This window comes from Klebsiella sp. CN_Kp104, assembly GCF_040064515.1.
GTDB lineage: Bacteria > Pseudomonadota > Gammaproteobacteria > Enterobacterales > Enterobacteriaceae > Klebsiella > Klebsiella aerogenes.
In genome coordinates this window covers 45712-70156 of the sequence record NZ_JBEAII010000003.1, presented here as the reverse complement: position 1 = coordinate 70156, position 24445 = coordinate 45712, and the positions used below count along the sequence as shown (strand labels likewise).

Sequence of the window (24445 nt, the reverse complement as noted above, 5' to 3'; positions counted from 1 at the left end):
CTTAACGTTGAATAGATTGACGATATAACCAGAGGAGTAACGCCAGTACGCTTGCCGGCAGCCAGACCCACTGTAGCTCGGAGAGGATCACCTGATGGCCATAAGGCGTGGCATAAAGCGATAGCGCGAATGGCGCCACTTTAATCACCTGCCAGGGCAGGAAGAAGCGCTCATCGGACCAGGGCCACAGCCAGCCAACGCCTTTGCCGCCGTCGGTGAGGGCGTCGAGCAGGCTATGTGATAACAGGCAGACGCTAAGAAACGCCCAACTGCGCACCAGCCCGCAGCGAAATTTCCTGCCAGCTATCGCCAGACACAGCAAAGGTACCACCAGCGCGAACAGTAACGAGTGGGTAAATCCGCGGTGGCCGAAAACGTTGCCGTAGGCGACGCCGAACTTAAATGCCAGCACGTCGGCATCCGGCAACATCGCCAGCGCTACGCCGGCCAGCATCAGGCGCGGGGGAATAATTTTGCGTCCCAGCCCTAATCCCAGGCACAGTGGAACAGCGGCATGAGTGATGATAGTTGGCATTGGCTTATATTCTACAAATAAAAGCCTATTATCAGTAGGGTATTTGAGGATTACATCCCCGCATTATTCTGATTTTCCTGCGGGAGAGCGCTGGCGCCGGATCCGGCGCCAGAGAGGATTAGGCAATCACGGTAATGCTTTGACCGTCAAAGGTCACCGTTTGCCCGGCAACGATTTTACAGCGTTTGCGGGTTTCCACCGCGCCGTCGACTTTCACCAGTCCTTCGGCGATGAAGATTTTGGCCTGCGCGCCGCTTTCGCTCCAGCCTTCCAGCTTCAGCAGGTCACATAGTTCAACATGCGGGTGTTTGCCCAGAGAAAAATTCGCCATCTTAGGCCTCCTGAATGTCGTGATACTCTTCGCACGCCTGCAGCGTATTCTGAATCAGCGTGGCTACGGTCATTGGGCCGACGCCGCCAGGCACTGGCGTAATGTAGGACGCGCGTTCCGCCGCGTCTTCAAACACCACGTCGCCGACCACTTTGCCGCTTTCCAGACGGTTAATGCCGACGTCCACCACGATGGCGCCTTCTTTAATCCACTCGCCCGGGATAAAGCCCGGTTTACCGACTGCGACAATCAGCAGATCGGCATTTTCAACATGGTGGCGCAGGTTTTTGGTGAAACGGTGGGTGACGGTAGTGGTACAGCCCGCCAGCAGCAGCTCCATGCTCATCGGACGACCGACGATGTTAGAAGCGCCAATCACCACCGCGTTGAGGCCATAGGTATCGATATTGTAGCGCTCAAGCAGGGTAACGATACCGCGCGGCGTACATGGACGCAGACGCGGCGCGCGTTGACACAGACGACCAACGTTATACGGATGGAAGCCGTCGACGTCTTTGTCCGGCGCAATGCGCTCGAGGACTTTAACGTTGTCGATACCGGCAGGCAGCGGCAGCTGTACCAGGATGCCGTCGATAGTATTATCGGCATTCAGCGTGTCGATAAGTTCCAGCAGCTCGGCTTCGCTGGTGGTTTCCGGGAGATCGTAAGAGCGGGAGACGAAACCCACCTCTTCACATGCCTTGCGTTTGCTGCCGACATAAATCTGCGACGCAGGGTTGCTGCCGACCAGCACAACGGCGAGCCCGGGGGCGCGTTTTCCGGCCGCTACGCGCGCCTTCACTTTTTCCGCGACCTCAGAGCGCACCTGCTGCGCAATCGTTTTACCGTCAATAATTTTTGCTGCCATCAGAGAGAGGATTCCATCTGTCACTTTACGAAAGGGGGATGTGGATATTTTGTCAGAAGCCAGCCTCGCTGTCAGTTATCGTTTGCGTTTTTATCGGTTTTACGCTGCGAGAGAGGGAGAAACAGGCTATTTTTCTGCGCCGTGGCGGCGTAGAGGGCCAGTCGCGAACGCAAAGGGCGAACAATCCTTAACCAGACATCGCGTTAATAATCGACAAGCTCGCTATGCTGCTGTCTTTTCCCGGCAAAATGCATTGACTCACCGGAGGTTGACCGTATAATTTCACGCGATTGCACCTCCCGAAGCTCCTGCTTCTCAGTGCGCCCTTAGCTCAGCTGGATAGAGCAACGGCCTTCTAAGCCGTAGGTCACAGGTTCGAATCCTGTAGGGCGTGCCATTTAAAATCAACTGCTTATCAACTTCCCCCCAATCGCTGATTTTTCCTTGTGTGACATATTTGGGACATCTTCCTCAAAAATCGAGTCAATTTGCCGTGCTGGTTCCGTTACTCGGGCTGCCGTGTTTGTTCATCCGCTTTCATCCTGCTTCCGACCGCCGCAACATCGCATCTACTCCTCCGCTAACGTTTCAATAAATTCCCATCTTTCGATTTCTTTTTGATATGTGATGACGGTAACTAAAACGCCGTTTTGTTTTCATTGAATCATTATTTCACATGATCAATGATAACGGCATGGTATCAGTGTGGTGCGCACAACCCTGAGACTCCTGACTTTTCTCATCTGTTCGTAATGCAATGAACAGTAAGAATTTTTTCAAACGATATTGAAAGAATAAGTCACATCCTTGCCGTTCAGGTGGGGTGGAGATGAGGATAAAAAATGAAGATCAAAGCAACCATTGAACGTATCCCTGGCGGCATGATGCTGGTTCCATTGCTGCTTGGCGCGGTGCTTAATACCCTGGCGCCGGATACCGGTAATTACTTTGGTTCATTCACCAAAGGCATGATTGGCGGCACGGTACCGATCCTGGCGGTGTGGTTTTTCTGTATCGGCGCATCGATCGATTTGCGCGCCACCGGTACCGTATTACGTAAATCCGGTACGTTAGTGATCACCAAAATTGCCGTCGCCTGGATCGTCGCTTTTATTGCCGCGATGGTCATTCCGGAAAACGGCGTCCAGACCGGTTTCTTTGCCGGACTGTCGGTGTTGGCAATTGTCTCGGCAATGGATATGACAAACGGTGGCCTGTACGCCAGCCTGATGAATCAGTACGGCAGTAAAGAAGAGTCCGGCGCGTTTGTATTGATGTCGCTGGAGTCCGGGCCGCTGATGACGATGGTTATCCTTGGCTCCGCCGGTCTGGCTTCCTTCGAGCCTCACCATTTTATCGGCGCGGTGCTGCCATTCCTGGTGGGCTTTGCCTTAGGTAACCTCGACCACGACTTCCGCGCCTTCTTTAGCAAAGCCACCCCGGTGCTGATTCCGTTCTTTGGCTTTGCGCTGGGCAACACCATCAATCTGAGCGTGATTCTGGATACCGGACTGCTGGGGATTGTGCTTGGCGTGGCGGTCATCATCATTACCGGCATTCCGTTGATTATTGCTGACCGGGTTATCGGCGGCGGTAACGGGACAGCTGGCGTCGCGGCTTCTTCCGCAGCGGGCGCGGCGGTTGCGAACCCGGTGATCATCGCGCAGATTAATCCGGCCTTTGAACCGGTGGCCGCTTCGGCGACGGCGCTGGTCGCGGCAAGCGTCATCGTCACTGCGATTTTAGTACCGATTATTACCGCCTTGTATGCCAAACGCTTTGGCAACGCGCAGGTGGTGAAAGCGCCTGGCGCCAGCGTGGTGCCATCGGCAAATCACTAATCTATTTTCGCCCTCCTGCGGAGGGCTTTGTCATTCAAGAATCTGCCTGGAGGCTAACGTGGACGTAAGACAAAGTATCCACAGCGCGCATGCGAAAACTCTGGATACCCAGGGGCTGCGTAATGAGTTTTTAGTTGAACGAGTGTTTGTGGCTGATGAATACACCATGGTGTACAGCCATATTGACCGCATTATTGTTGGCGGCGTTATGCCGGTGCAGCGCGGGGTGTCGGTGGGTGGCGAAGTCGGTAAACAGCTTGGGGTAAGCTATTTCCTCGAACGCCGTGAGTTAGGGGTGATTAATATCGGCGGCCCGGGTTGTATTACCGTTGATGGCCAATGTTATGAAATCGGCCACCGTGAGGCGCTGTACGTCGGTAAAGGGGCGAAAGAGGTGGTGTTTACCAGCGTCGACCACGCAAAACCGGCGAAGTTTTACTACAACTGCGCCCCGGCGCATACCACTTATCCGACGAAGAAAGTCACCCCTGCCGATGTAGCGCCGGTGACGCTGGGTGACAACCTGACCAGCAACCGTCGCACCATCAATAAATATTTCGTGCCGGATGTACTGGAAACCTGTCAGCTCAGCATGGGCCTGACCGAACTGGCGCCGGGTAACCTGTGGAACACCATGCCTTGCCATACCCATGAGCGGCGGATGGAGGTCTATTTCTATTTCAACATGGATGAGGACGCCTGCGTGTTCCACATGATGGGGCAGCCGCAGGAGACCCGTCATATTGTGATGCATAACGAGCAGGCGGTGATTTCGCCAAGCTGGTCGATTCACTCAGGGGTGGGTACCCGCGCTTATACCTTCATCTGGGGGATGGTTGGCGAGAACCAGGTCTTTGACGACATGGATCACGTTGCCGTGCGCGATATACGTTAAAACGCCCGCTCAAGCCCGGATTGCCGGGGATGGAAATGCAGCGGAGTTCACACTATCAGTGTTTAGGGGCGGGGCGGAAGGGGGAACCCATCGCCCCGTCATTGTTGATGTCGCTTCACTCACAGGCTTTATTAATGTGTCAGACGCATCAATAGATGCGCAAAATGCGCTTATTCCTGGCTACAACTTCCCGCACTCTTACGGTTACCTAAATGTTAATGAGAGTTAACTATTCAGTTAATCAGGGAGAGTGTGATGTCCGCAACTGCCGCTACTTCAGTGTTTCGCGCCAGGGCCAAAGTGATCCTGCAAGTGACCTCAGGGAATTTTCTTGAGCAGTTTGACTTCTTTTTATTTGGTTTTTACGCCACCTATATTGCCCATACTTTTTTTCCTTCCGAAAATGAATTCGCTTCCTTAATGATGACTTTCGCCGTTTTCGGCGCCGGGTTCTTGATGCGGCCCGTTGGCGCCGTGGTGTTAGGCGCCTGGATTGACAAGGTCGGCAGACGTAAAGGTTTAATCGGCACGTTGTCGATTATGGCGATGGGGACCATCCTGATCGTGCTGGTGCCAGGTTATCAGACTATCGGTTTGTGGGCGCCGGCGCTGGTGCTGTGCGGCCGACTGCTGCAGGGCTTTTCTGCTGGTGCGGAACTGGGCGGCGTCTCGGTTTACCTCGCAGAAATGGCGACACCTGGACGTAAAGGGTTCTATACCAGTTGGCAATCCGCCAGTCAGCAGGTCTCGATTATGGTGGCCGCCTCATTGGGCTATCTGCTCAATATGCTGCTCAGTGAGTCGAGTCTGCATCAGTGGGGATGGCGAATTCCGTTCGCGATTGGCTGCCTGATCGTGCCTTTTATCTTCTTTTTACGCCGCAACCTGAATGAAACCGCGGAGTATACAGAGCGTAAGGAACATCCGACCTTAGGACAATCGCTGACTATTCTGCTGGCAAACTGGCGGGTGGTGATTGCGGGGATGTTAATGGTGGCGATGACCACTACCGCGTTCTATTTGATCACGGTCTACGCGCCAACCTTTGGCAAAAACGTGCTGTTATTAAGCGCCTCGGATAGCCTGCTGGTCACGCTATTGGTGGCTATATCCAATTTCATCTGGCTGCCTATCGGCGGCATGCTTTCCGATAAGTTTGGTCGTAAACCCGTGCTGGTCAGCATGACGCTGCTGGCTATTTTCACCAGTTGGCCTGCGTTATCGCTGCTGGCCCGCATGCCGGACTTCGCCATGATGTTGTCCGTGCTGCTGTGGCTCTCCTTTATTTACGGCATCTACAACGGCGCGATGATCCCCGCGCTGACGGAAATTATGCCCAGGTCGGTCAGGGTCGCTGGTTTTTCCCTGGCTTACAGCCTGGCTACCGCTCTGTTTGGCGGTTTTACGCCGGCGATGTCCACCGCGTTAATTAAAGTCACCGGGGATAAGGCGGCGCCCGGCTACTGGATGAGTTTTGCGGCAATCTGCGCGCTACTGGCGACGCTGTATCTCTATCAACGCGTTTCCCGACAGGCATTGAAAACGCAAAATTCTTTAGGTTAAGAGGTGAACATGCAACGTAAATCATGGGTTTTCTCGTTAGTGGTATTCACCTGCGGCTATGCGCATGTTGCCGTCGCGCAGGAGATCACGGTGATGATTTCCGGCGGCTTCTCTGCGGCGTTGGATAAACTGGCGCCCGACTATCAGCAAAAAAGCGGCAATACCTTACATATCATTCATGGTCCCTCGATGGGGAAATCCGCGGAGGCGATACCGAACCGCCTGGCGGCAGGGCAAAAGGCGGATGTGGTGATTATGGTGGGATACGCCCTGGATGATTTGCAGAAGCAGGGCAAAGTGATGCCGGGGTCGCGTATTGAACTGGCGGATTCACGTATTGGCGCCGTCGTGCCAAAAGGGGCCCCGGTACCGGATATCAGCAGCGTCGCCGCGTTGAAACAAACATTGCTGCAGGCGAAATCCATCGCCTATTCGGATAGCGCCAGTGGGCGCTATGTTGAAAAGGAGCTGTTCAGCAAACTGGATATTGCCGCGCAGGCGAGCCCCAAAGCAAAAATGATCGAAAAAATCCCCGTTGCTTCGCTGGTGGCAAAAGGGGACTACGCGATAGGGTTTCAGCAGGTTAGCGAACTGTTGCCGGTCAGCGGCGTGACGTTCGTTGGCCGTTTGCCGGATGAAGTGCAATACGTTACCCGCTTCGCGGGCGCCGTAGTTGCCGATTCATCCGCGCAGTCGCAGGCGAAGCAGTTGCTGTGCTATCTGGCTTCAGTCCCGGCGCAGGCGGAAATCCGTCGCACAGGCATGGATCCTTTACCCTCCAACGCCTGCGAATTACCGGAAGAGGGCTAATTATGCGGTGGGATGGTAAAAATCGGTAATGGCTTTTTCGAGTTCGGCGGCCAGAGGAGGTAATGCTCTGCCCGCTTTTTTTATCAGCCCCACCTGCCTTTTCACCTCTGGTTCCACTAGCGGAATACTGGCTAACGCGTGGTGTGCATAGGCCGGCAGCGCCATCGCCGGGATGGCCGCAATACCGAGGCCGGCATCAACCATACCCAGCATGGTCGTCACATGGCGGGTTTCACAAACTGCTGTGCGTCGTGGCCCTACGTCGCTCAGGGCGCCGTCCAGCAGGTGGCGATTGCCGGAGATCTTATCAAGCCAGATGTAATCGTGGTTAAAAAATTCTTGCCAGCTGAGGCTGTTACGCTGCGCCAGCGGATCGTCTCGTCGGCAGACCGCCAGGTAGCGTTCATGGACCAGCGGCGTAAATACCACCTCGGACGCGATTTCGGAGAGAAAACTCAGGCCGAAATCCGCCTGGTGATTCTGCACGGCGCTATAAACATTTCCGGCGCTGGTATCAATGACCTTGATCCGCGCTTTGGGAAAACGCAGACGGAATTGGCTGATAACCTGCGGCATAAAATAGTTGGCGGCTGAGGGGACACAGGCAACCGTCACCAGCCCGTTGCCGAAGGCGGCGCGGTCGCTAATACCGTCCAGGGCATCTTCGAATTCGGAAAGCAGATGCTGCGCCTTTGGGGCGAAAGCTCTGCCGGTTTGCGTGAGGGTCACCCGGCGAGTGGTTCTTTCAAACAATCTCACCCCTAAAGCGGTTTCCAGCTTCTCAATTCGCCTGCTTAACGCCGATTGCGAAATGCAAATCGCCTCGGCGGCATAGCGAAAGCTGCCGTGCTCGCTGAGGGCTAAAAAGGCGTAGAGATCCTGCAGGTCAAAAAGGGGCAAGTGGCGCTTCTCCTGGATTTAACAAAAAAACAACAATCAATTGTACTGTTTATTTGGTTTTCCAGGAAGAAACAACGCCGACCAGCCGCAGGCTAAAGAGATAGCCTGCGGCCTGGCATCAGGCGTGCGCCAGCAGCGGGAACATCAATTTGTTGTCGTGGAAAATGTTCTCTTTGTTGGAATAGATAAACAACATATCGTCGCCGTCTATTTTTTCGTACTCGCCAAGGCGCGCTTCCTTCGGCGTAAAACCAAGCACCGCCTGCTGCGATTGCGGCTGGGCGAGTTCATTGATAATGGTCGCCATGGATTGTCCGGCATCGCAAAAAATATCAAAGCAGATCAGCTCATGGGCGCTTTGCATCGCAATGGCGACGGCCTGGTTTTTCTCCGAGTAGTACACGAAATGCTTCATAAACGCCGAACAGTAAAACATCAGCAGACCGAAGTTATTCTCCACTCGTAGCTGTGAAAAGGGGTTGGATTTCTGGTAGTAGTGCTTAAGCAGGGCAATATCCTGCGCACTATCCATATCCAGTTTACGGAAGTCGCCGGGAGTCGGCGAAACGGGCGCAACATATTGATATTCGTCGGTCCGCGTAAAGCCAAATTTGGGGTAGAAGTCGACGGTGGTGGAGTTGGCAAACAGGAAAAAAGCATCCGCTTTGTCACGCCAGTCATCAAGAATATGTTGTATCAACTGTCCGGCAAGCCCTTTATTACGGTAATCAATGTTGGTCATTACCGTACCTATTTGAATATAGCGTCGGGGTTGGCCTTGCCAGACCAGATCAATAATATTAGCGGAGGCGTTAGCGATAACTTTATTCTTATCAACGAAAGCGTAGGGGATATAGGATTCACTCCAGTACCCTTGCTGATACCAGGCGTCAAAGGATAGATCGAACGTTTTGATGGCTAAATCAATAAAGCTTTTTCTTAATGTATTATCATCTTTGAGTTGCTTAACCAATTTGTAGTGCATCGCAGTCATTCCTTTCTTATCCGTTTTGCTATCCGGGATTGCTACAGGCAAATTTTACCTCTTGAAAATCACAGGCTTTGCACCTGAGTATGGCGGTTTTCTGTGGTTTGTACAGCATTGATAGAAGGGCATCGCTCAGGACGTTGCCTGGCTCACAATTAACAGCGAACATTCTGCGTGGATAAGGTCAGTAAGGCACAACCGCTTCGGTTTAAAAATGAGCACGTGGATCATTTGGTTTATTCTTTTTTCTCGGGGAATAATCTGAAGAAATCTATTTGAGAGAAATTTACAGCAGAGCGTAAGTATAAGATAAAAATATTTTAATTATTTATTTTTGGCATAACGCGCTGATATTTATCTATAAAATAAAAGATATCGAAAAGGCATATTTAATCAATAGGTAATATGAACTAACTCTCAACGGCACAAGGCGTATTTTAGCTTCTGCGATGATATTAAATTGCTGAGGGATGAGCTAAATGAGCCATCATCTTCTACACTTTGTGGCACCGTTGCCATTGAGGTTTTTCGCAAACAAAGGGAAAACATCATATCAGCGCTGAATGTAACCAATTGAATGTTAATGAGAAGTTGTCATATTTTCAATAGAGGAGTTCGTGATATGGCATTCGTAACAACTAAAGATGGCGTTAATATTTATTTTAAAGACTGGGGTCCGAAAGAGGCTCAGCCTATTGTGTTCCACCATGGCTGGCCGTTAAGCGCTGATGACTGGGATAACCAGATGCTGTTTTTCCTCGCGCAAGGGTTTCGCGTCATCGCTATCGACCGCCGCGGCCATGGGCGTTCCGACCAGGTAAGCGAAGGCCATGATATGGATCACTATGCGGCCGATGCTTCTGCTGTGGTCGAAAGTCTGGATTTGCATAACGCTGTTCACGTTGGTCATTCAACCGGCGGCGGTCAGGTCGCGCGCTATGTGGCTAAATATGGTCAACCGCAGGGTCGGGTAGCCAAAGCAGTATTAATTAGTTCCGTACCGCCGTTAATGGTGAAAACCGACAATAACCCCGGCGGTACGCCCATCGAAGTATTTGACGGTTTCCGCAAGGCGCTTGCGGCTAATCGCTCACAGTTCTATCTCGATGTTGCCAGTGGCCCGTTCTACGGTTTTAACCGAGATGGCGCAGAGGTTTCGCAAGGTACCATTCAAAACTGGTGGCGTCAGGGGATGACCGGTAGCGCGAAAGCCCATTATGAAGGGATTAAAGCCTTCTCTGAAACCGATCAGACCGACGATCTGAAAGCGATTACGGTGCCGGTGCTGGTGATGCAGGGCGACGACGACCAGGTTGTTCCTTATAAGAATGCCGCCATTTTGCAGGATAAACTCTTAGCGAATAGCGAGCTGAAAATTTATCCGGGCTTACCGCATGGTATGCACACGTCACATGCGGATGTGATTAACGCCGATCTGCTGGCTTTCATTCGTTCATAACAATATTCAGCCTTCGGGGAGGTTTCTTCGAAGGCTATTTATTTATTGTTGAAGATAAATAACGCAAGCTTGAGTACCGCTATACCAAAAATTAATAATAAATTTGTTACACAGTTCGTTTAATACCAGGGCAGTGTAGAGGTTATACTCTACGCTTGTATGCGTATTACCGCACGAATAGGAAAAAACTAAATGTTGTGGATCGGGTACCTTATCCGCAAATTCGGACTGAGGCCTCCCACTGGCATGTAAATCAAGGATCCTGAAGAGCAATAGTCAGATGTCGCATTTACCCAAATTCTCTCTTTCATTATTACACCCGCGTTACTGGCCGGCATGGCTGGGCATTGGCTTATTGTGGCTGGTGGTACAACTTCCTTATCCGCTGATCTATCGTCTGGGCCATGGTCTGGGGCGTTTATCAATGCATTTTTTGCGCGGAAGGGTACGTATTGCGCAGCGCAATCTTGAGCTCTGCTTTCCTCACCTCAGCCCGGCGCAGCGTCATGAAATGTTGGTTAAGAATTTTGAATCTTTGGGCATGGGGTTGATGGAAACCGGCATGGCATGGTTCTGGCCAACCCATCGCGTCGAGCGCTGGACCGAGACCAGCGGCGTCAATGAAGTCGTTGAACTGCAGGAACAGAAGCAGGGTATTTTGCTAATTGGCATTCACTTTCTGACCCTGGAACTCGGCGCGCGGATGTTTGGCATGTTCACGCCGGGGATTGGCGTTTACCGGCCAAATGATAATCCGCTGATCGACTGGCTGCAAACCTGGGGACGGCTGCGTTCTAACAAGACGATGCTGGATCGTAAAAACTTGAAAGGTATGGTTAAGTCGCTGAAAGAGGGCGAGATCCTCTGGTACGCTCCGGATCATGATTATGGTCGCGCCAGTAGCGTATTTGTTCCCTTTTTCAATGTGGATAATGCTGCGACCACCACCGGTACCTGGATGCTGGCGAGAATGTCAAAAGCCACCATCGTTCCTTTTGTTCCGCGAAGAAAGCCCAATGGTGCCGGGTATGAGCTGATTGCGCTGCAGCCAGAGGCGACGCCGCCGCTGGATTCCCCGGAAACTACCGCCAGCTGGATGAACAAAATTATTGAGCAATGTATCCTGATGGCGCCGGAACAGTACATGTGGCTGCATCGTCGTTTTAAGACCCGTCCGGAAGGGGTACCGTCGCGCTACTAAGCGCGGTGAACGGTGAAAAATAATCCGATAAATAGCGCGCTTATTAATCTAGTGTCTATACTGAAAGAGCCTCAATTAGGCTCTAATCCAAGGAGAATGTAGGATGAAAAAGGTATTAGTCGCTTTAGCTCTTTCTGCTGTTGCCTTTGGCGCCTCGGCAGCGCAATTAATTACTAAAGAAGAAGCTTCGCATTTCAAACTGACTCACGTGGGCAGTATTTCTGTGGGGCCGTCTGGCGGGCAATTCTCTTCACCTTCTGACCTGCACGACCAGCTTTCTAAGCTGGCAGATGAGAAGGGCGGTAAATATTATATTATTACCGCGGCGCGTGAACATGGGCCGAACTTTGAAGCAACGGCGGAAGTGTATAAATAATTAATCACATTGATTAATTATACATAAACGTCGAAAGTCTTATTTTTAACCCGGCATGCCACAGCGCTGCCGGGTTTTTTATTTAAGTGCTATGAAGCGATTTGCTCCGTTTACTTCGCATCGACGGTAGGGTAGTCGAGGTAGCCCTCTTTACCACCGCCGAAAAACTGCTCTCTGATTGGCTGGTTCAGCGGCAGGTTGTGTTGCAGGCGATAGGGCAGATCCGGGTTGGCGATAAACGGACGGCCAAAACCAATCAGGTCGGCCCAGCCCTTGGCCAGCGCCTCTTCGGCACGTTCTACGGTGTATTTCCCTGAATAAATCATCGTGCCGCGGAACACCTGGCGCAGCGCTTCTTTAAAGGCGGCGGGCATCACCGGCGCATCGTCCCAGTCGGCTTCGGCGATATGGATATAGGCGATGCCGATATCATTGAGGACGCTGGCCGCCGCCAGATAGGTGGCTTCCGGCGTATCGTCTTTCGACCCCATCAAGGTGGTCAGCGGCGCCAGGCGGATACCCAGTTTCTCTTTCCCAATCGCATCGGCAACGGCCTGCGCGACTTCTTTGAGGAAACGCAGGCGATTGGTTAACGAACCACCGTACTCATCGGTGCGCTGGTTTTCTCGAGAATCAATAAACTGATTAATCAGATAGCCATTTGCACCGTGTAGTTCTACGCCATCAAAACCGGCGGCTATAGCGTTACGCGCGGCCTGCGCATATTGTTCGATGATAGCCGGGATCTCTTCGCGAGTCAGAGCGCGCGGCATCGAGTGCTGCACCATTTCACCGACGCCGTTTTCCGGGCCGCGGCCTTCGACATCGACAAAGACCTTCACCCCTTCAGCCTGAATAGCAGACGAGGAAACCGGCGCGGCATTGCCCGGCTGCAGTACGGTATGGGAGACACGCCCTACATGCCAGAGCTGGGCAAAAATTTTGCCTCCCGCCTGGTGTACCGCAGAGGTGACTTTTTTCCAGCCGGCGATCTGCGCTTCATTATAGATGCCCGGCGTCCAGGCATAACCCTGTCCCTGTTGGCTAATCTGCGTGCCTTCGCTGATAATTAAACCGGCGCTGGCGCGTTGGGCGTAATACTCCGCCATCTGATCGGTAGCGACATCACCGGCTCCGGCGCGGGAACGCGTCATCGGCGGCATCACGATACGGTTGTTTAACGATAGGGCCTGCAAGGAATAGTGGTCGAATAACATAATGCGTCTCCTTAACGACTTGATGGACGCAGCATAGACCCTGGCTATTTTGGATTAAATGACAACGATGTTCATAGACTGTTAACTGATTTGTATATAAAGGGAGTAGCTTATGCCAAACGTGTGGGGTATTGACCACCCGCATAATTAGGTAGGCGAAATGTGGTATTATCGCGCCTTTCCCTTTTCGTCCTGGGGTTTTTTTATGCAACAACCTGTTGTTCGCGTTGGGGAATGGCTCGTTACTCCTTCTGTAAACCAAATTAGCCGGAACGGACGTCAGCTTACTCTCGAACCGCGTTTAATCGATCTTCTGGTCTACTTTGCTCAACATCCTGGCGAGGTACTTAGCCGGGACGAGCTTATCGATCACGTCTGGACGCGCAACGTGGTGACCAGCCATGTCGTCACCCAAAGTATTTCCGAGTTGCGTAAGTCACTGAAAGACGGCGATGACGGCAGCATGGAATATATTGCGACGGTGCCCAAACGCGGCTACAAGCTGACGGTCCCGGTAATTTGGTGTACGGAAGAGGGCGAAGAGTTGGCGCCGGTTGTCCCGCCAGTGGCCCCTGTCACCGTTCCTGAAACGTCGCCACCGACTATTTCTCCTTCATCTGCTGCGCCAGCGGCGACGGCAGTGCCGGAAAAACGTAAACGGATCACCACCTTCTGGGTGTGGACGCTGTTCCTGCTGGCGTTGGGCAGTTGCGTCGCGTTAGTCGCTTTGTCGTCGATAGAATCGCGGCCGCCGGAAACCAAAACTCGCCTGCTGCTCAACCCGCGCGATATCGACATACACCTGGTAAACGGCAGTTCATGCAACAACTGGGCATCGCAGCATGCCTATGCGGTAGGGTTGGGCAGCCTGGTAACCACCTCGCTCAACACCTTCTCGACCTTTATGGTCCACGATAAAACCAACTACAACATCAACGAGCCCAGCAGTTCGGGTAAAACGTTGACCATCGAATTCGTTAATCAGCGCCACTATCGCGCCCAGCAGTGCTTTATGTCGGTGCAACTGGTCGATAACGCCGACGGCTCGACGATGCTCGATAAACGCTACTTTATTACCATGGATAACCAGCTCACCATTCAGAATGACCTGCTGGATAGTCTGTCAACCGCGCTAATGCAGCCGTGGCCGGATCGCATGAAAGCGATGCTGAAACAGTATCAACCCGCGCAAAGCCCTTCATTAACCCGTCTTTATCAGGCCCATCAGCTGTTAATGAAAGGTGATGTCGATTCATTAGGTAAAGCCAGCGATATACTCGATGACGTCATTAAACAATCGCCGGACTTTATTTATGCTTACGCCGAAAAAGCGCTGGTGGATGTATTACGTCATTCGCAGCAGCCGTTGGATGAAAAACAATTAGCGACGCTGTATGCCGAGGTTGAAAAAGTAGGTGAAATGCCCGGCATTAAAGATATGGCGATTTTCTACCAGATAAAAACGGTAGATATGTTAGGCAAAGGGAAAATAGATGAAGCGTACAGCGCGATCAACACGGGCATTGATTTAGAAATGTCGTGGATGAATTACGTGCTACTCGGTAAAGTTTATGAGATGAAAGGACAGAACCGCGAAGCTGCCGATGCCTACCTGACGGCGTTTAATTTACGCCCTGGCGAAAACACCTTGTACTGGATTGAAAACGGAGTATTCCAGACCTCCGTCACCCGCGTAGTACCGTATCTCGACAATTTCCTCGCTTCAGAATAAGTAAACCCTCATCATGCTCATGGTTTTGAGTATGATGAGGTTAAATTTATGTATCTCATGAGCACTCTGATTGTTACCTGAAATAAGCGTTATTTTCCTGCCTGGTAACACAATTCCAACACCGGAATGTCTCTCTAACTCTTTGTAAGTATTCGATGTTTATCTTTTTTTGATATCAACATGTCATGTTTATATGTTAATCGAAAAAGGTCAAAATATCATTTGTCTGATGTTTGTAGTTATTTCACTTTATCTTTAGGATTTATCTCGTACGAATCAGTAATCTTGTTGGCAGTTGGTCGGGTCAATAAATGGTTCTCTATCATGATCTGTACCTCCCAAATAAACTTAGGAGAAAAACAACCATGAGTTCTGCCAAAAAGATCGGGCTATTTGCCTGTACCGGCGTAGTCGCCGGTAATATGATGGGGAGCGGTATTGCACTATTACCTGCGAACCTCGCCAGCATCGGTGGTATTGCCATTTGGGGTTGGGTGATTTCTATTATTGGCGCGATGTCTTTGGCTTATGTTTATGCCCGACTGGCGACCAAGAACCCGCAGCAGGGTGGCCCAATTGCGTACGCAGGGGAAATTTCTCCGGCCTTCGGTTTCCAGACCGGCGTCCTTTATTATCATGCAAACTGGATTGGTAACCTGGCAATCGGTATTACCGCAGTATCTTATCTCTCTACGTTCTTCCCAATTTTAAATAACCCGGTGCCAGCAGGTATTGCCTGTATTGCCATCGTGTGGATCTTTACCTTCGTTAATATGCTCGGCGGGACCTGGGTAAGCCGTCTGACCACTATTGGTCTGGTACTGGTGCTTATTCCGGTGGTGATGACAGCGGTCGTCGGCTGGCATTGGTTTGACGCGGCAACTTATCAGGCGAACTGGAACACCTCCAGCACCACTGATAGCCACGCGGTCATTAAAAGTATCCTGCTCTGCCTGTGGGCCTTCGTTGGCGTAGAATCCGCCGCAGTGAGTACCGGGATGGTGAAAAACCCGAAACGTACCGTACCGCTGGCAACCATGCTGGGTACTGCGATGGCTGGTATCGTCTATATCGCCGCGACTCAGGTTATCGCCGGTATGTATCCTGCTTCTCAGATGGCCGCATCCGGCGCGCCGTTCGCGATTAGCGCCTCTACCATTCTCGGCGGCTGGGCTGCTCCGATGGTTTCCGCTTTCACCGCCTTTGCTTGCCTGACTTCTCTGGGCTCATGGATGATGCTGGTTGGCCAGGCCGGTGTACGTGCCGCCAACGACGGTAACTTCCCGAAAGTGTATGGCGAAGTCGATAGCAACGGTATCCCGAAAAAAGGCCTGCTGCTGGCGGCGGTGAAAATGACCGCGCTGATGGTGCTGATTACCCTGATGAACTCCGCCGGTGGTAAAGCTTCTGACCTGTTCGGCGAACTGACCGGTATCGCGGTACTGCTGACCATGCTGCCTTACTTCTACTCCTGTGTTGACCTGATTCGTTTCGAAGGCATCAACATTCGTAACTTCGTTAGCCTGATTTGTTCGGTACTGGGTTGCGTGTTCTGCTTCATCGCGCTGATGGGCGCAAGCTCCTTCGAACTGGCCGGCACCTTCATCGTTAGCCTGATTATCCTGATGTTCTACGGTCGCAAAATGCACCAGCGCCAGCAGAACAACGCAACGGATAACAACAGCCCCGCTAACGCGCACTAATCAGTAACCCTTTTTCCTGAGGCTCCTTCCATCACCTGTCACATCGAGACGGGAGGGGCTTTCTACATCTGGAGATTTGACTATGAACGTTATTGCAATCATGAATCACATGGGTGTTTACTTCAAAGAAGAACCCATCCGTGAACTGCATCGTGCTCTCGAACGCCTGGACTTCCGTATTGTCTACCCGAACGACCGTGACGACTTATTAAAACTTATCGAAAACAACTCTCGTCTGTGCGGCGTGATCTTCGACTGGGATAAATACAATCTCGAACTGTGCGAAGAAATCAGCAAAATGAACGAGTACATGCCGCTGTACGCTTTCGCTAACACCTACTCCACCCTGGACGTTAGCCTGAACGATCTGCGCATGCAGGTTCGCTTCTTCGAATATGCGCTGGGCGCCGCTGAAGATATTGCGAACAAAATCAAACAGAACACTGACGAATACATCGATACCATTCTGCCGCCGCTGACCAAAGCGCTGTTCAAATATGTACGTGAAGGCAAATATACCTTCTGTACCCCAGGCCACATGGGCGGTACCGCGTTCCAGAAAAGCCCGGTAGGCAGCATCTTCTATGATTTCTTTGGTTCCAACACCATGAAATCCGATATCTCCATTTCGGTTTCTGAACTGGGTTCACTGCTCGACCACAGCGGCCCGCACAAAGAAGCGGAAGAGTATATCGCTCGTGTGTTTAACGCTGAACGCAGCTACATGGTGACCAACGGTACATCTACCGCTAACAAAATCGTCGGTATGTACTCCGCGCCTGCCGGCAGCACCGTGCTGATTGACCGTAACTGCCACAAATCGCTGACTCACCTGATGATGATGAGCGACATTACGCCGATCTACTTCCGTCCGACCCGTAACGCCTACGGTATCCTCGGCGGGATCCCGCAGAGCGAGTTCCAGCACGCGACTATCGCCAAGCGTGTGAAAGAGACGCCGAATGCGACCTGGCCGGTACACGCGGTTATCACCAACTCAACCTATGATGGTCTGCTGTATAACACCGACTTCATCAAGAAAACCCTGGATGTGAAATCCATCCACTTTGACTCCGCATGGGTCCCTTACACCAACTTCTCGCCGATCTATGAAGGCAAATGCGGGATGAGCGGCGGTCGCGTTGAAGGGAAAGTGATCTACGAAACCCAGTCCACGCATAAACTGCTGGCGGCATTCTCTCAGGCTTCGATGATCCACGTGAAAGGCGACGTTAACGAAGAAACCTTCAACGAAGCCTACATGATGCACACCACCACTTCTCCGCACTACGGTATCGTGGCTTCCACCGAAACCGCGGCGGCGATGATGCGCGGTAACGCCGGTAAACGCCTGATCGACGGTTCTATCGAACGTTCGATCAAGTTCCGTAAAGAGATCAAACGTCTGAAAGGCGAGTCTGAAGGCTGGTTCTTCGATGTATGGCAGCCGGAACATATCGATGGCGCTGAATGCTGGCCGCTGCGCTCCGATAGCGCATGGCACGGTTTCAAAAACATCGATAACGAACACATGTACCTCGACCCGATCAAAGTCACGCTGCTGACTCCGGGGATGAAGAAAGACGGCACCATGGATGATTTCGGTATTCCGGCAAGCATCGTGGCGAAATATCTCGACGAACACGGCATCGTGGTTGAGAAAACCGGTCCGTACAACCTGCTGTTCCTGTTCAGCATCGGTATCGATAAGACAAAAGCGCTGAGCCTGCTGCGTGCGCTGACCGACTTCAAACGCGCGTTCGACCTGAACCTGCGGGTGAAAAACATGCTGCCGTCTCTGTACCGTGAAGATCCTGAATTCTATGAAAACATGCGTATTCAGGACCTGGCGCAGAACATCCATAAACTGGTTGAGCATCACAACCTGCCGGACCTGATGTTCCGCGCATTCGAAGTGCTGCCATCCATGGTGATGACCCCGTATGCCGCGTTCCAGAAAGAGCTGCACGGTCAGACTGAAGAAGTGTACCTCGAAGAGATGGTAGGCCGCGTCAACGCCAACATGATCCTGCCGTATCCTCCGGGAGTACCGCTGGTCATGCCTGGTGAGATGATCACCGAAGAAAGCCGCCCGGTGCTGGAGTTCCTGCAGATGCTGTGCGAAATCGGCGCTCACTACCCGGGCTTCGAAACCGATATCCACGGCGCATATCGTCAGGCGGATGGTCGTTACACCGTTAAAGTGCTGAAAGAAGAAAACAACAAGTAATAGACGCACACAAGGGAAGTGGCTTGCCACTTCCCTTTTTTCACGCTGCAAGGAGAACCTATGAAAACACCCTCACAGCCGCGCGCGATTTACTACATCGTAGCGATCCAGATCTGGGAGTACTTCAGCTTTTACGGCATGCGCGCCTTACTCATCCTTTATCTCACCCACCAACTTGGCTTTGACGATAGCCACGCCATCAGTCTGTTCAGCGCCTACGCATCTTTAGTTTACGTAACCCCCATTCTCGGCGGCTGGCTTGCCGACCGCCTGCTCGGCAACCGCACGGCGGTGATTGCCGGGGCGTTGTTGATGACCCTCGGCCACGTGGTGCTGGGCGTCGAATCTGATTCCACCTGGAGCCTCTATCTGGCGCTGGCGATCATTATCTGCGGCTATGGCCTGTTCAAATCCAATATCAGCTGCCTGCTTGGCGAACTGTACGCCGCTGACGACCATCGTCGCGATGGCGGTTTCTCGCTGCTGTATGCCGCCGGTAACGTCGGTTCGATAGCCGCGCCCATTGCTTGCGGGCTGGCGGCGCAGTGGTACGGCTGGCATATCGGCTTTGCGCTGGCGGGGATAGGCATGTTTATCGGCCTGATGATTTTCTTAAGCGGCAGCCGCTATTTCCGTGACACCCGCGGCGTCGACAAACAGGCGCTGCGCGCGGTCAAATTCGTGTTGCCGACCTGGGGCTGGCTGGTGGTGATGCTGTGCCTGGCGCCGGTGTTCTTCACCTTGCTGTTAGAAAACAACTGGTCCGGTTATCTGCTGGCGATTGTCTGCCTGTTCGCCGCGCAGATGGTGGCGCGGATCATGATCAAATCGCCGCAGCATCGCCGCGCGCTGTGGCAAATCGTTCTGCTGATGTTGACCGGAACGCTGTTCTGGGTACTGGCGCAGCAAGGCGGCAGCTCGATTAGTCTGTTTATCGACCACTTTGTTGATCGCCGGTTGTTCAATATTGAAGTACCGACCGCGCTGTTCCAGTCGGTTAACGCGGTAGCGGTGATGGCGGCTGGCGTGATCCTGGCGTGGCTTATCCGCCCGGAAGGGCGAACCCGCTCGGTGTTAAAAGTGTGGCTGAAATTTGCTTTCGGCCTGCTGCTGATGGGCGGCGGATTTATGCTGCTGGCGCTGAATGCCCGCCACGGCGCGGCTGACGGTCAGGCCTCGATGGGCATGATGGTCGCCGGGCTGGCGATGATGGGCTTTGCCGAACTGTTTATTGACCCGGTGGCGATGGCGCAGATAACCCGTCTGAACATGCCCGGCGTCACCGGCGTATTAACCGGCATTTATATGTTGGCCACCGGCGCGGTCGCCAACTGGCTGGCCGGGGTGGTGGCCCAGCAAACCACCGAATCGCAAATCAGCGACACGGCGATTGCCGCCTATCAGCATTTCTTTTCGCAGATGGGCGAATGGACTCTCGGCTGCGTAGCGGTGATTGTCATTGTCGCCTTTGCCGCGATTTGCAGCCCCGGCCAGCGTAGCGAGACCGGGGACATTAACTCAACAGCCAAGTGAACAGGAGGTGGATATTCTGGCAGGCGCGGAAGCCAACGATAAAAAATACCGTTAGTGAAGCCATAGCTGAGTGAGATCAGCTTGTAGTGAATCCAGAGTCGTTAAGATTGTTCTCTGGTGTGTTACCAGAGACAGGCCGCGCTGAATGGTGACCTGGTTCAATTTATCGAAGCTAGTTTGAAAGCAGGGTTATGAGGAACCAACATGTCTGAACAACAAGCACAAGGTGCCGATGAGGCAATTGACCTTAATAATGAACTGAAAACTCGTCGCGAAAAATTGGCTGCGCTGCGTGAGCAGGGCGTCGCTTTTCCGAACGATTTCCGTCGCGATCATACCTCTGACCAATTGCACGCTGAATTCGATGCGAAGGATAACGATGAACTCGCTTCCCTGAACGTTGAAGTCTCTGTTGCTGGCCGTATGATGACCCGCCGCATCATGGGTAAAGCCTCTTTCGTCACCCTTCAGGACGTCGGCGGCCGCATTCAGCTGTACGTCGCGCGGGATGACCTGCCGGAAGGCGTCTACAACGAACAGTTTAAAAAATGGGATCTCGGCGACATTATCGCCGCCCGCGGCAAGCTGTTCAAAACGCAAACCGGCGAACTCTCCATTCACTGCACCGAGCTGCGTCTGCTGACCAAAGCCCTGCGCCCGCTGCCGGATAAATTCCACGGCCTGCAGGATCAGGAAGTCCGCTATCGCCAGCGTTATCTGGATCTGATCGCCAACGAAGAGTCGCGTCATACGTTCCGTATCCGTTCGCAGATCCTCGCCACCATGCGTCAGTTCATGGTTGCTCGCGGCTTTATGGAAGTCGAAACCCCGATGATGCAGGTGATCCCAGGCGGCGCTTCCGCCCGTCCGTTCATCACCCATCACAACGCGCTGGATCTGGATATGTACCTGCGTATCGCGCCGGAACTGTATCTGAAACGTCTGGTGGTTGGCGGCTTCGAACGCGTCTTCGAAATCAACCGTAACTTCCGTAATGAAGGGATCTCCGTACGCCATAACCCAGAGTTCACCATGATGGAACTGTACATGGCGTATGCGGATTACAAAGACCTCATCGAACTGACCGAGTCGCTGTTCCGCACTCTGGCGCAGACGGTGCTGGGCAAAACCGAAGTGCCGTATGGCGACCAGGTGTTTGACTTCGGCAAGCCGTTTGAAAAACTGACCATGCGCGAAGCCATCAAGAAACACCGTCCGGAAACCAACATGGCGGATCTGGATAACTTCGACGCGGCGAAAGCGCTGGCGGAATCTATCGGTATTCAGGTAGAGAAAAGCTGGGGTCTGGGACGTATCGTGACCGAGATCTTCGATGAAGTGGCGGAAGCGCATCTGATTCAGCCGACCTTCATCACCGAATACCCGGCGGAAGTTTCCCCGCTGGCGCGCCGCAACGACGTGAACCCGGAAATCACCGACCGCTTCGAGTTCTTCATCGGCGGCCGCGAAATCGGTAATGGTTTCAGCGAGCTGAACGATGCGGAAGATCAGGCGCAGCGTTTCCAGGATCAGGTCAACGCCAAAGCGGCGGGCGATGACGAAGCGATGTTCTATGACGAAGACTACGTCACCGCGCTGGAATACGGCCTGCCGCCGACCGCCGGTCTGGGTATCGGTATCGACCGCATGGTGATGCTGTTCACCAACAGCCACACCATCCGCGACGTTATTCTGTTCCCGGCCATGCGTCCGCAGAAGTAATCGCGTCTGGTAAATGACAAAACCCCGGCTTGCCGGGGTTTTTTAAATTACGGTGGCATCAGGCGCCGACGCTGCCCCAGACCATCTTACCGTTATGGAAGGTGGCGGTGCGCGGCGAAATTCGCGCCACGGCTTCGGCGGAGCAGGAGGCATCGACCAGCACAAAGCTGGCGTTGTCCTGCGCTTTTGGCCATACGCGCTCGCCCTTGTCATTCAGCGGCAGCACGTCGCCGGTGGCGATGGCCAGCGCGCGCGACAGGGTCTGCTCATTGGGGCGGATATACAGCTGGGCGTAGAGATTGGCTTTCTCCAGCATGTCGCCCAGTCCGTACGGCGACCAGTGGTCAATCACGCTATCGGTACCGGTCATCACGAAGACGCCTTTTTCGCGCAGTTGTTTGAGCGGCATGTGCAGAGTGCCGATCGGCACGGTGGAGGCGATGGTGATCTGCTGCGCCGCCATGCGGGTCGCGATGGCATCGACCTGCTGCTCGTTGAGCGTCGCCAGCGCAAAAGCGTGGCTGATGGTCAGCTTGCCTTTCAGCGCCGGCGTCTTCTCCACGGTTTCCACCATATAGTTCACTGCCGCCACGCCCGCCGGGCTGGTTTCATGCAGGTGAATATCCACCCCTTTGTCGTAATCGAGCGCAATCTGGAACATGGTATCGAGCGATTTCTCCATCGCGCCATCGACGTTAGTCGGGTCGAGGCCACCTACGTAGTGGGCGCCGGCCTGCATCGCTTCGCGAACCAGTGATTCCGATTTCGACAGCAGCAGCCCGTGCTGCGGAAAAGCGACGATTTCGCAGTCAAAGCCTGGCTTACGCCGCGCCAGTACTTCCTGCAGATTCTCAAGGTTCTTCAGCCCGGACACCGGCTCAATATTGCAGTGGCTGCGGGCGATAGTGGAGCCTTTGGATTGAATCAGGTCGATAAGCTTCTCGGCGTGCGCCTGCGTATAAGGCTGGAGTTCCGGCAGCAGTTTCTGCTCAAGCTTGATCATATCCTGAATGGTGGTGCCCGCCGGGCGGTTAAGCGAGCGCCACGGGCCGCCGTAAAACGTTTTGTCCAGATGGATATGCATGTCGCGCATGGCAGGCAGCATCAGTTTACCGCCCGCGTCATAGCGCGGCAGCGTGGCGTCCGGGTGGCTCAGATTGCTGCGCAAGGCGACGATTTTGCCGTCTTTTATTTCCAGCGTTTGCCGCTCGGTCCGGGTGTGAACCACCACGCCGTTTTCATATTCGAAGCCGCTTTCCAGCAGCACGTTATCAAGGTAGTAATGTTTATCGGCGACGTTGACCGCGCCTTTATTATCGCAGGTGGCCGCGGACGATTGGCTTCCCGCGGCATACGCCGCCGGCGCGCCCGCCGCCAGCAGGGCGGCGGCGGTGACCATCTTGCCGCTTTGGGTAAGAAATTCACGGCGGCTATTGTCTTTATTCATTCTTTCTTCCTTTTGTATCAGTCATGCACAATATGGGTTCCCGTTTCGCCACGTAGCGCGGCTGGCAGACATTCCGGCGTAGTGATGATCACCCGTTTGCCGCCGTGTTGCAGGAACGCGAGGCTGGCGACGATTTTTGGCAGCATACTGCCTGCCGGGAAATGCCCTTCCTGCATATAGCGGCTCATCTCGTCGATACCGACGCGACCCAATGCCTGCTGATTAGGCTTGCCGAAATTCACGCACACTTTCTCCACCCCGGTGGTGATCACCAGAATATCAGCATCAATTTCGCGGGCCAGCAGGGCGGTTGAGAGATCTTTGTCGATCACCGCATCCACGCTCTGGTAGTCGCCCTGTGGACTACGCACCACCGGGATCCCGCCGCCGCCGGCGCCGATCACCACAAAGCCTTGCCTGGTCAGCGCTTTAATAGCTTCCGCTTCGACAATGCGTTTCGGCTCCGGCGAGGCGACCACCCGGCGATAGCCGCGGCCCGAATCTTCTACAAAGCGCCACTCAGGATGCGCCTGTTGTAGTTCATCGCGCTGGCTTTCGCTAAAGAACGCGCCGATAGGCTTGGTCGGATAGGCAAAGCCGGGATCGTTTTTATCCACTTCAACCTGGGTGACGACGGTAACCGCCTTTTGCTCGCCGCGCTGGGCGAGGCGGTTATTCAACGCCTGCTGGATCAGGTAGCCGATACCGCCCTGGGTATCGGCGACGCAGTTAGCCAGCGGCGTCAGCGGCAGACCTTCTCGTTCGTGGGCTATCTCCGAGCGGCGTAAATCCAGCCCAACCTGCGGGCCGTTACCGTGGGTTAGCACCACGTTATAGTCCGATGTCAACATCTCCAGCACCGTGCTGGCCACCGCTTTGACCGCCTCGGCCTGATGCTCGATCGACTGGCTGGCGTTATCTTTGATAATGCTGTTGCCGCCAATGGCAACGACGATGAGTTCTTTCATATCTGACTTCCGCTACAGAAGGTGATGTAGTTATTGTTATTGTGTGGTCGTGGTAGTCGCCCGGCCAGGCATAGGGCTGCCGGGGATTTCCCGGGGTCGGCGCAAACGCCTCGCCCGGGCTACAAC

20 protein-coding genes and 1 tRNA gene are annotated in these 24445 nt (G+C 53.4%); 13 read left to right on the top strand and 8 right to left on the bottom strand.

What is annotated here, in order from left to right; all coding sequences use genetic code 11:
- Nucleotide 1: 1 nt before the first annotated feature.
- From ABLU80_RS06160 to folD, 3 genes are all read right to left on the bottom strand, one after another.
- Nucleotides 2-535 carry a metal-dependent hydrolase gene (locus ABLU80_RS06160; RefSeq protein WP_047081023.1) on the bottom strand — a complete coding sequence of 178 codons (534 nt, stop codon included), beginning with the start codon at nucleotides 533-535 and terminating at the stop codon, nucleotides 2-4.
- A gap of 118 nt (nucleotides 536-653) precedes the next feature.
- A complete protein-coding gene (gene ybcJ, locus ABLU80_RS06155; protein ID WP_015367876.1) occupies nucleotides 654-866 on the bottom strand; it encodes a ribosome-associated protein YbcJ in 213 nt (70 codons plus the stop codon).
- 1 nt (nucleotide 867) lies between these two features.
- On the bottom strand, nucleotides 868-1734 hold the full coding sequence (folD, locus tag ABLU80_RS06150) for a bifunctional methylenetetrahydrofolate dehydrogenase/methenyltetrahydrofolate cyclohydrolase FolD (RefSeq protein WP_015367875.1): 867 nt from the start codon (nucleotides 1732-1734) through the stop codon (nucleotides 868-870).
- 320 nt (nucleotides 1735-2054) lie between these two features.
- On the opposite strand from folD, the gene ABLU80_RS06145 reads away from it, so the two are divergent.
- The 5 genes from ABLU80_RS06145 to ABLU80_RS06125 all read left to right on the top strand — a co-directional run bounded on the left by ABLU80_RS06145 (nucleotide 2055) and on the right by ABLU80_RS06125 (nucleotide 6843).
- Nucleotides 2055-2131: transfer RNA gene (locus tag ABLU80_RS06145), tRNA-Arg, on the top strand.
- Between the two features lie 445 nt (nucleotides 2132-2576).
- Nucleotides 2577-3575 (top strand): 2-keto-3-deoxygluconate transporter, encoded by a 999-nt coding sequence (gene kdgT / locus ABLU80_RS06140; protein WP_348849834.1) that lies wholly within the window; start codon nucleotides 2577-2579, stop codon nucleotides 3573-3575.
- A gap of 58 nt (nucleotides 3576-3633) precedes the next feature.
- Nucleotides 3634-4470 (top strand): 5-dehydro-4-deoxy-D-glucuronate isomerase, encoded by an 837-nt coding sequence (gene kduI, locus ABLU80_RS06135; protein ID WP_015367870.1) that lies wholly within the window; start codon nucleotides 3634-3636, stop codon nucleotides 4468-4470.
- A gap of 255 nt (nucleotides 4471-4725) precedes the next feature.
- Nucleotides 4726-6033, top strand: coding sequence for an MFS transporter (locus ABLU80_RS06130; protein WP_032714006.1), 1308 nt, complete (start codon nucleotides 4726-4728; stop codon nucleotides 6031-6033).
- A gap of 9 nt (nucleotides 6034-6042) precedes the next feature.
- Nucleotides 6043-6843 carry a substrate-binding domain-containing protein gene (locus ABLU80_RS06125; RefSeq protein ID WP_015367868.1) on the top strand — a complete coding sequence of 267 codons (801 nt, stop codon included), beginning with the start codon at nucleotides 6043-6045 and terminating at the stop codon, nucleotides 6841-6843.
- On the opposite strand, the gene ABLU80_RS06120 is transcribed toward ABLU80_RS06125, so the two are convergent.
- Nucleotides 6844-7743 carry a LysR family transcriptional regulator gene (locus ABLU80_RS06120; RefSeq protein WP_015704636.1) on the bottom strand — a complete coding sequence of 300 codons (900 nt, stop codon included), beginning with the start codon at nucleotides 7741-7743 and terminating at the stop codon, nucleotides 6844-6846.
- A gap of 118 nt (nucleotides 7744-7861) precedes the next feature.
- Nucleotides 7862-8728, bottom strand: coding sequence for a GNAT family N-acetyltransferase (locus ABLU80_RS06115; RefSeq protein WP_045393442.1), 867 nt, complete (start codon nucleotides 8726-8728; stop codon nucleotides 7862-7864).
- Between the two features lie 625 nt (nucleotides 8729-9353).
- Between ABLU80_RS06115 and ABLU80_RS06110 the strand changes: the two genes are divergently transcribed.
- The 3 genes from ABLU80_RS06110 to ABLU80_RS06100 all read left to right on the top strand — a co-directional run bounded on the left by ABLU80_RS06110 (nucleotide 9354) and on the right by ABLU80_RS06100 (nucleotide 11767).
- Nucleotides 9354-10190 carry an alpha/beta hydrolase gene (locus tag ABLU80_RS06110; protein WP_015367864.1) on the top strand — a complete coding sequence of 279 codons (837 nt, stop codon included), beginning with the start codon at nucleotides 9354-9356 and terminating at the stop codon, nucleotides 10188-10190.
- Between the two features lie 280 nt (nucleotides 10191-10470).
- Entirely contained in the window at nucleotides 10471-11391 is a 921-nt protein-coding gene (locus ABLU80_RS06105) for a Kdo(2)-lipid IV(A) acyltransferase (protein WP_015704646.1), read from the top strand.
- A 103-nt stretch (nucleotides 11392-11494) separates the two neighbouring features.
- Nucleotides 11495-11767 (top strand): DUF1471 domain-containing protein, encoded by a 273-nt coding sequence (locus tag ABLU80_RS06100; RefSeq protein WP_015367862.1) that lies wholly within the window; start codon nucleotides 11495-11497, stop codon nucleotides 11765-11767.
- Between the two features lie 110 nt (nucleotides 11768-11877).
- On the opposite strand, the gene ABLU80_RS06095 is transcribed toward ABLU80_RS06100, so the two are convergent.
- Nucleotides 11878-12984, bottom strand: coding sequence for an alkene reductase (locus ABLU80_RS06095; protein WP_348849833.1), 1107 nt, complete (start codon nucleotides 12982-12984; stop codon nucleotides 11878-11880).
- 205 nt (nucleotides 12985-13189) lie between these two features.
- Between ABLU80_RS06095 and cadC the strand changes: the two genes are divergently transcribed.
- The 5 genes from cadC to lysS all read left to right on the top strand — a co-directional run bounded on the left by cadC (nucleotide 13190) and on the right by lysS (nucleotide 21904).
- A complete protein-coding gene (gene cadC, locus ABLU80_RS06090) occupies nucleotides 13190-14716 on the top strand; it encodes a lysine decarboxylation/transport transcriptional activator CadC (RefSeq protein WP_058676019.1) in 1527 nt (508 codons plus the stop codon).
- 365 nt (nucleotides 14717-15081) lie between these two features.
- Complete coding sequence (gene cadB, locus ABLU80_RS06085; RefSeq protein ID WP_015367859.1) at nucleotides 15082-16419, top strand: cadaverine/lysine antiporter; 1338 nt, start codon at nucleotides 15082-15084, stop codon at nucleotides 16417-16419.
- Between the two features lie 82 nt (nucleotides 16420-16501).
- Nucleotides 16502-18649: a lysine decarboxylase CadA gene (gene cadA / locus ABLU80_RS06080; RefSeq protein WP_015367858.1), complete on the top strand. Its 2148-nt coding sequence runs from the start codon at nucleotides 16502-16504 to the stop codon at nucleotides 18647-18649.
- Between the two features lie 60 nt (nucleotides 18650-18709).
- Complete coding sequence (dtpD, locus tag ABLU80_RS06075; protein ID WP_348849832.1) at nucleotides 18710-20182, top strand: dipeptide permease DtpD; 1473 nt, start codon at nucleotides 18710-18712, stop codon at nucleotides 20180-20182.
- Between the two features lie 204 nt (nucleotides 20183-20386).
- Nucleotides 20387-21904 (top strand): lysine--tRNA ligase, encoded by a 1518-nt coding sequence (gene lysS / locus ABLU80_RS06070; RefSeq protein WP_015704650.1) that lies wholly within the window; start codon nucleotides 20387-20389, stop codon nucleotides 21902-21904.
- 58 nt (nucleotides 21905-21962) lie between these two features.
- Here lysS and ABLU80_RS06065 read toward each other — a convergent pair whose 3' ends face one another.
- Entirely contained in the window at nucleotides 21963-23351 is a 1389-nt protein-coding gene (locus ABLU80_RS06065; protein WP_047081032.1) for an amidohydrolase family protein, read from the bottom strand.
- Between the two features lie 17 nt (nucleotides 23352-23368).
- Complete coding sequence (locus ABLU80_RS06060) at nucleotides 23369-24319, bottom strand: carbamate kinase family protein (protein ID WP_047081033.1); 951 nt, start codon at nucleotides 24317-24319, stop codon at nucleotides 23369-23371.
- Between the last annotated feature and the right edge of the window lie 126 nt (nucleotides 24320-24445).

Excerpts from the sequence above, each read along its gene's own strand:
- ybcJ (WP_015367876.1), bottom strand. The coding sequence starts at position 866 with ATGGCGAATTTTTCTCTGGGCAAACACCCGCATGTTGAACTATGTGAC.
- ABLU80_RS06065 (WP_047081032.1), bottom strand. The coding sequence starts at position 23,351 with ATGAATAAAGACAATAGCCGCCGTGAATTTCTTACCCAAAGCGGCAAG.
- ABLU80_RS06160 (WP_047081023.1), bottom strand. The coding sequence starts at position 535 with ATGCCAACTATCATCACTCATGCCGCTGTTCCACTGTGCCTGGGATTA.
- ABLU80_RS06115 (WP_045393442.1), bottom strand. The coding sequence starts at position 8,728 with ATGCACTACAAATTGGTTAAGCAACTCAAAGATGATAATACATTAAGA.
- cadA (WP_015367858.1), top strand. The coding sequence starts at position 16,502 with ATGAACGTTATTGCAATCATGAATCACATGGGTGTTTACTTCAAAGAA.
- lysS (WP_015704650.1), top strand. The coding sequence starts at position 20,387 with ATGTCTGAACAACAAGCACAAGGTGCCGATGAGGCAATTGACCTTAAT.
- cadB (WP_015367859.1), top strand. The coding sequence starts at position 15,082 with ATGAGTTCTGCCAAAAAGATCGGGCTATTTGCCTGTACCGGCGTAGTC.
- cadC (WP_058676019.1), top strand. The coding sequence starts at position 13,190 with ATGCAACAACCTGTTGTTCGCGTTGGGGAATGGCTCGTTACTCCTTCT.
- ABLU80_RS06060 (WP_047081033.1), bottom strand. The coding sequence starts at position 24,319 with ATGAAAGAACTCATCGTCGTTGCCATTGGCGGCAACAGCATTATCAAA.
- ABLU80_RS06130 (WP_032714006.1), top strand. The coding sequence starts at position 4,726 with ATGTCCGCAACTGCCGCTACTTCAGTGTTTCGCGCCAGGGCCAAAGTG.
- kdgT (WP_348849834.1), top strand. The coding sequence starts at position 2,577 with ATGAAGATCAAAGCAACCATTGAACGTATCCCTGGCGGCATGATGCTG.
- ABLU80_RS06095 (WP_348849833.1), bottom strand. The coding sequence starts at position 12,984 with ATGTTATTCGACCACTATTCCTTGCAGGCCCTATCGTTAAACAACCGT.
- ABLU80_RS06100 (WP_015367862.1), top strand. The coding sequence starts at position 11,495 with ATGAAAAAGGTATTAGTCGCTTTAGCTCTTTCTGCTGTTGCCTTTGGC.
- ABLU80_RS06125 (WP_015367868.1), top strand. The coding sequence starts at position 6,043 with ATGCAACGTAAATCATGGGTTTTCTCGTTAGTGGTATTCACCTGCGGC.
- folD (WP_015367875.1), bottom strand. The coding sequence starts at position 1,734 with ATGGCAGCAAAAATTATTGACGGTAAAACGATTGCGCAGCAGGTGCGC.
- ABLU80_RS06110 (WP_015367864.1), top strand. The coding sequence starts at position 9,354 with ATGGCATTCGTAACAACTAAAGATGGCGTTAATATTTATTTTAAAGAC.
- ABLU80_RS06105 (WP_015704646.1), top strand. The coding sequence starts at position 10,471 with ATGTCGCATTTACCCAAATTCTCTCTTTCATTATTACACCCGCGTTAC.
- dtpD (WP_348849832.1), top strand. The coding sequence starts at position 18,710 with ATGAAAACACCCTCACAGCCGCGCGCGATTTACTACATCGTAGCGATC.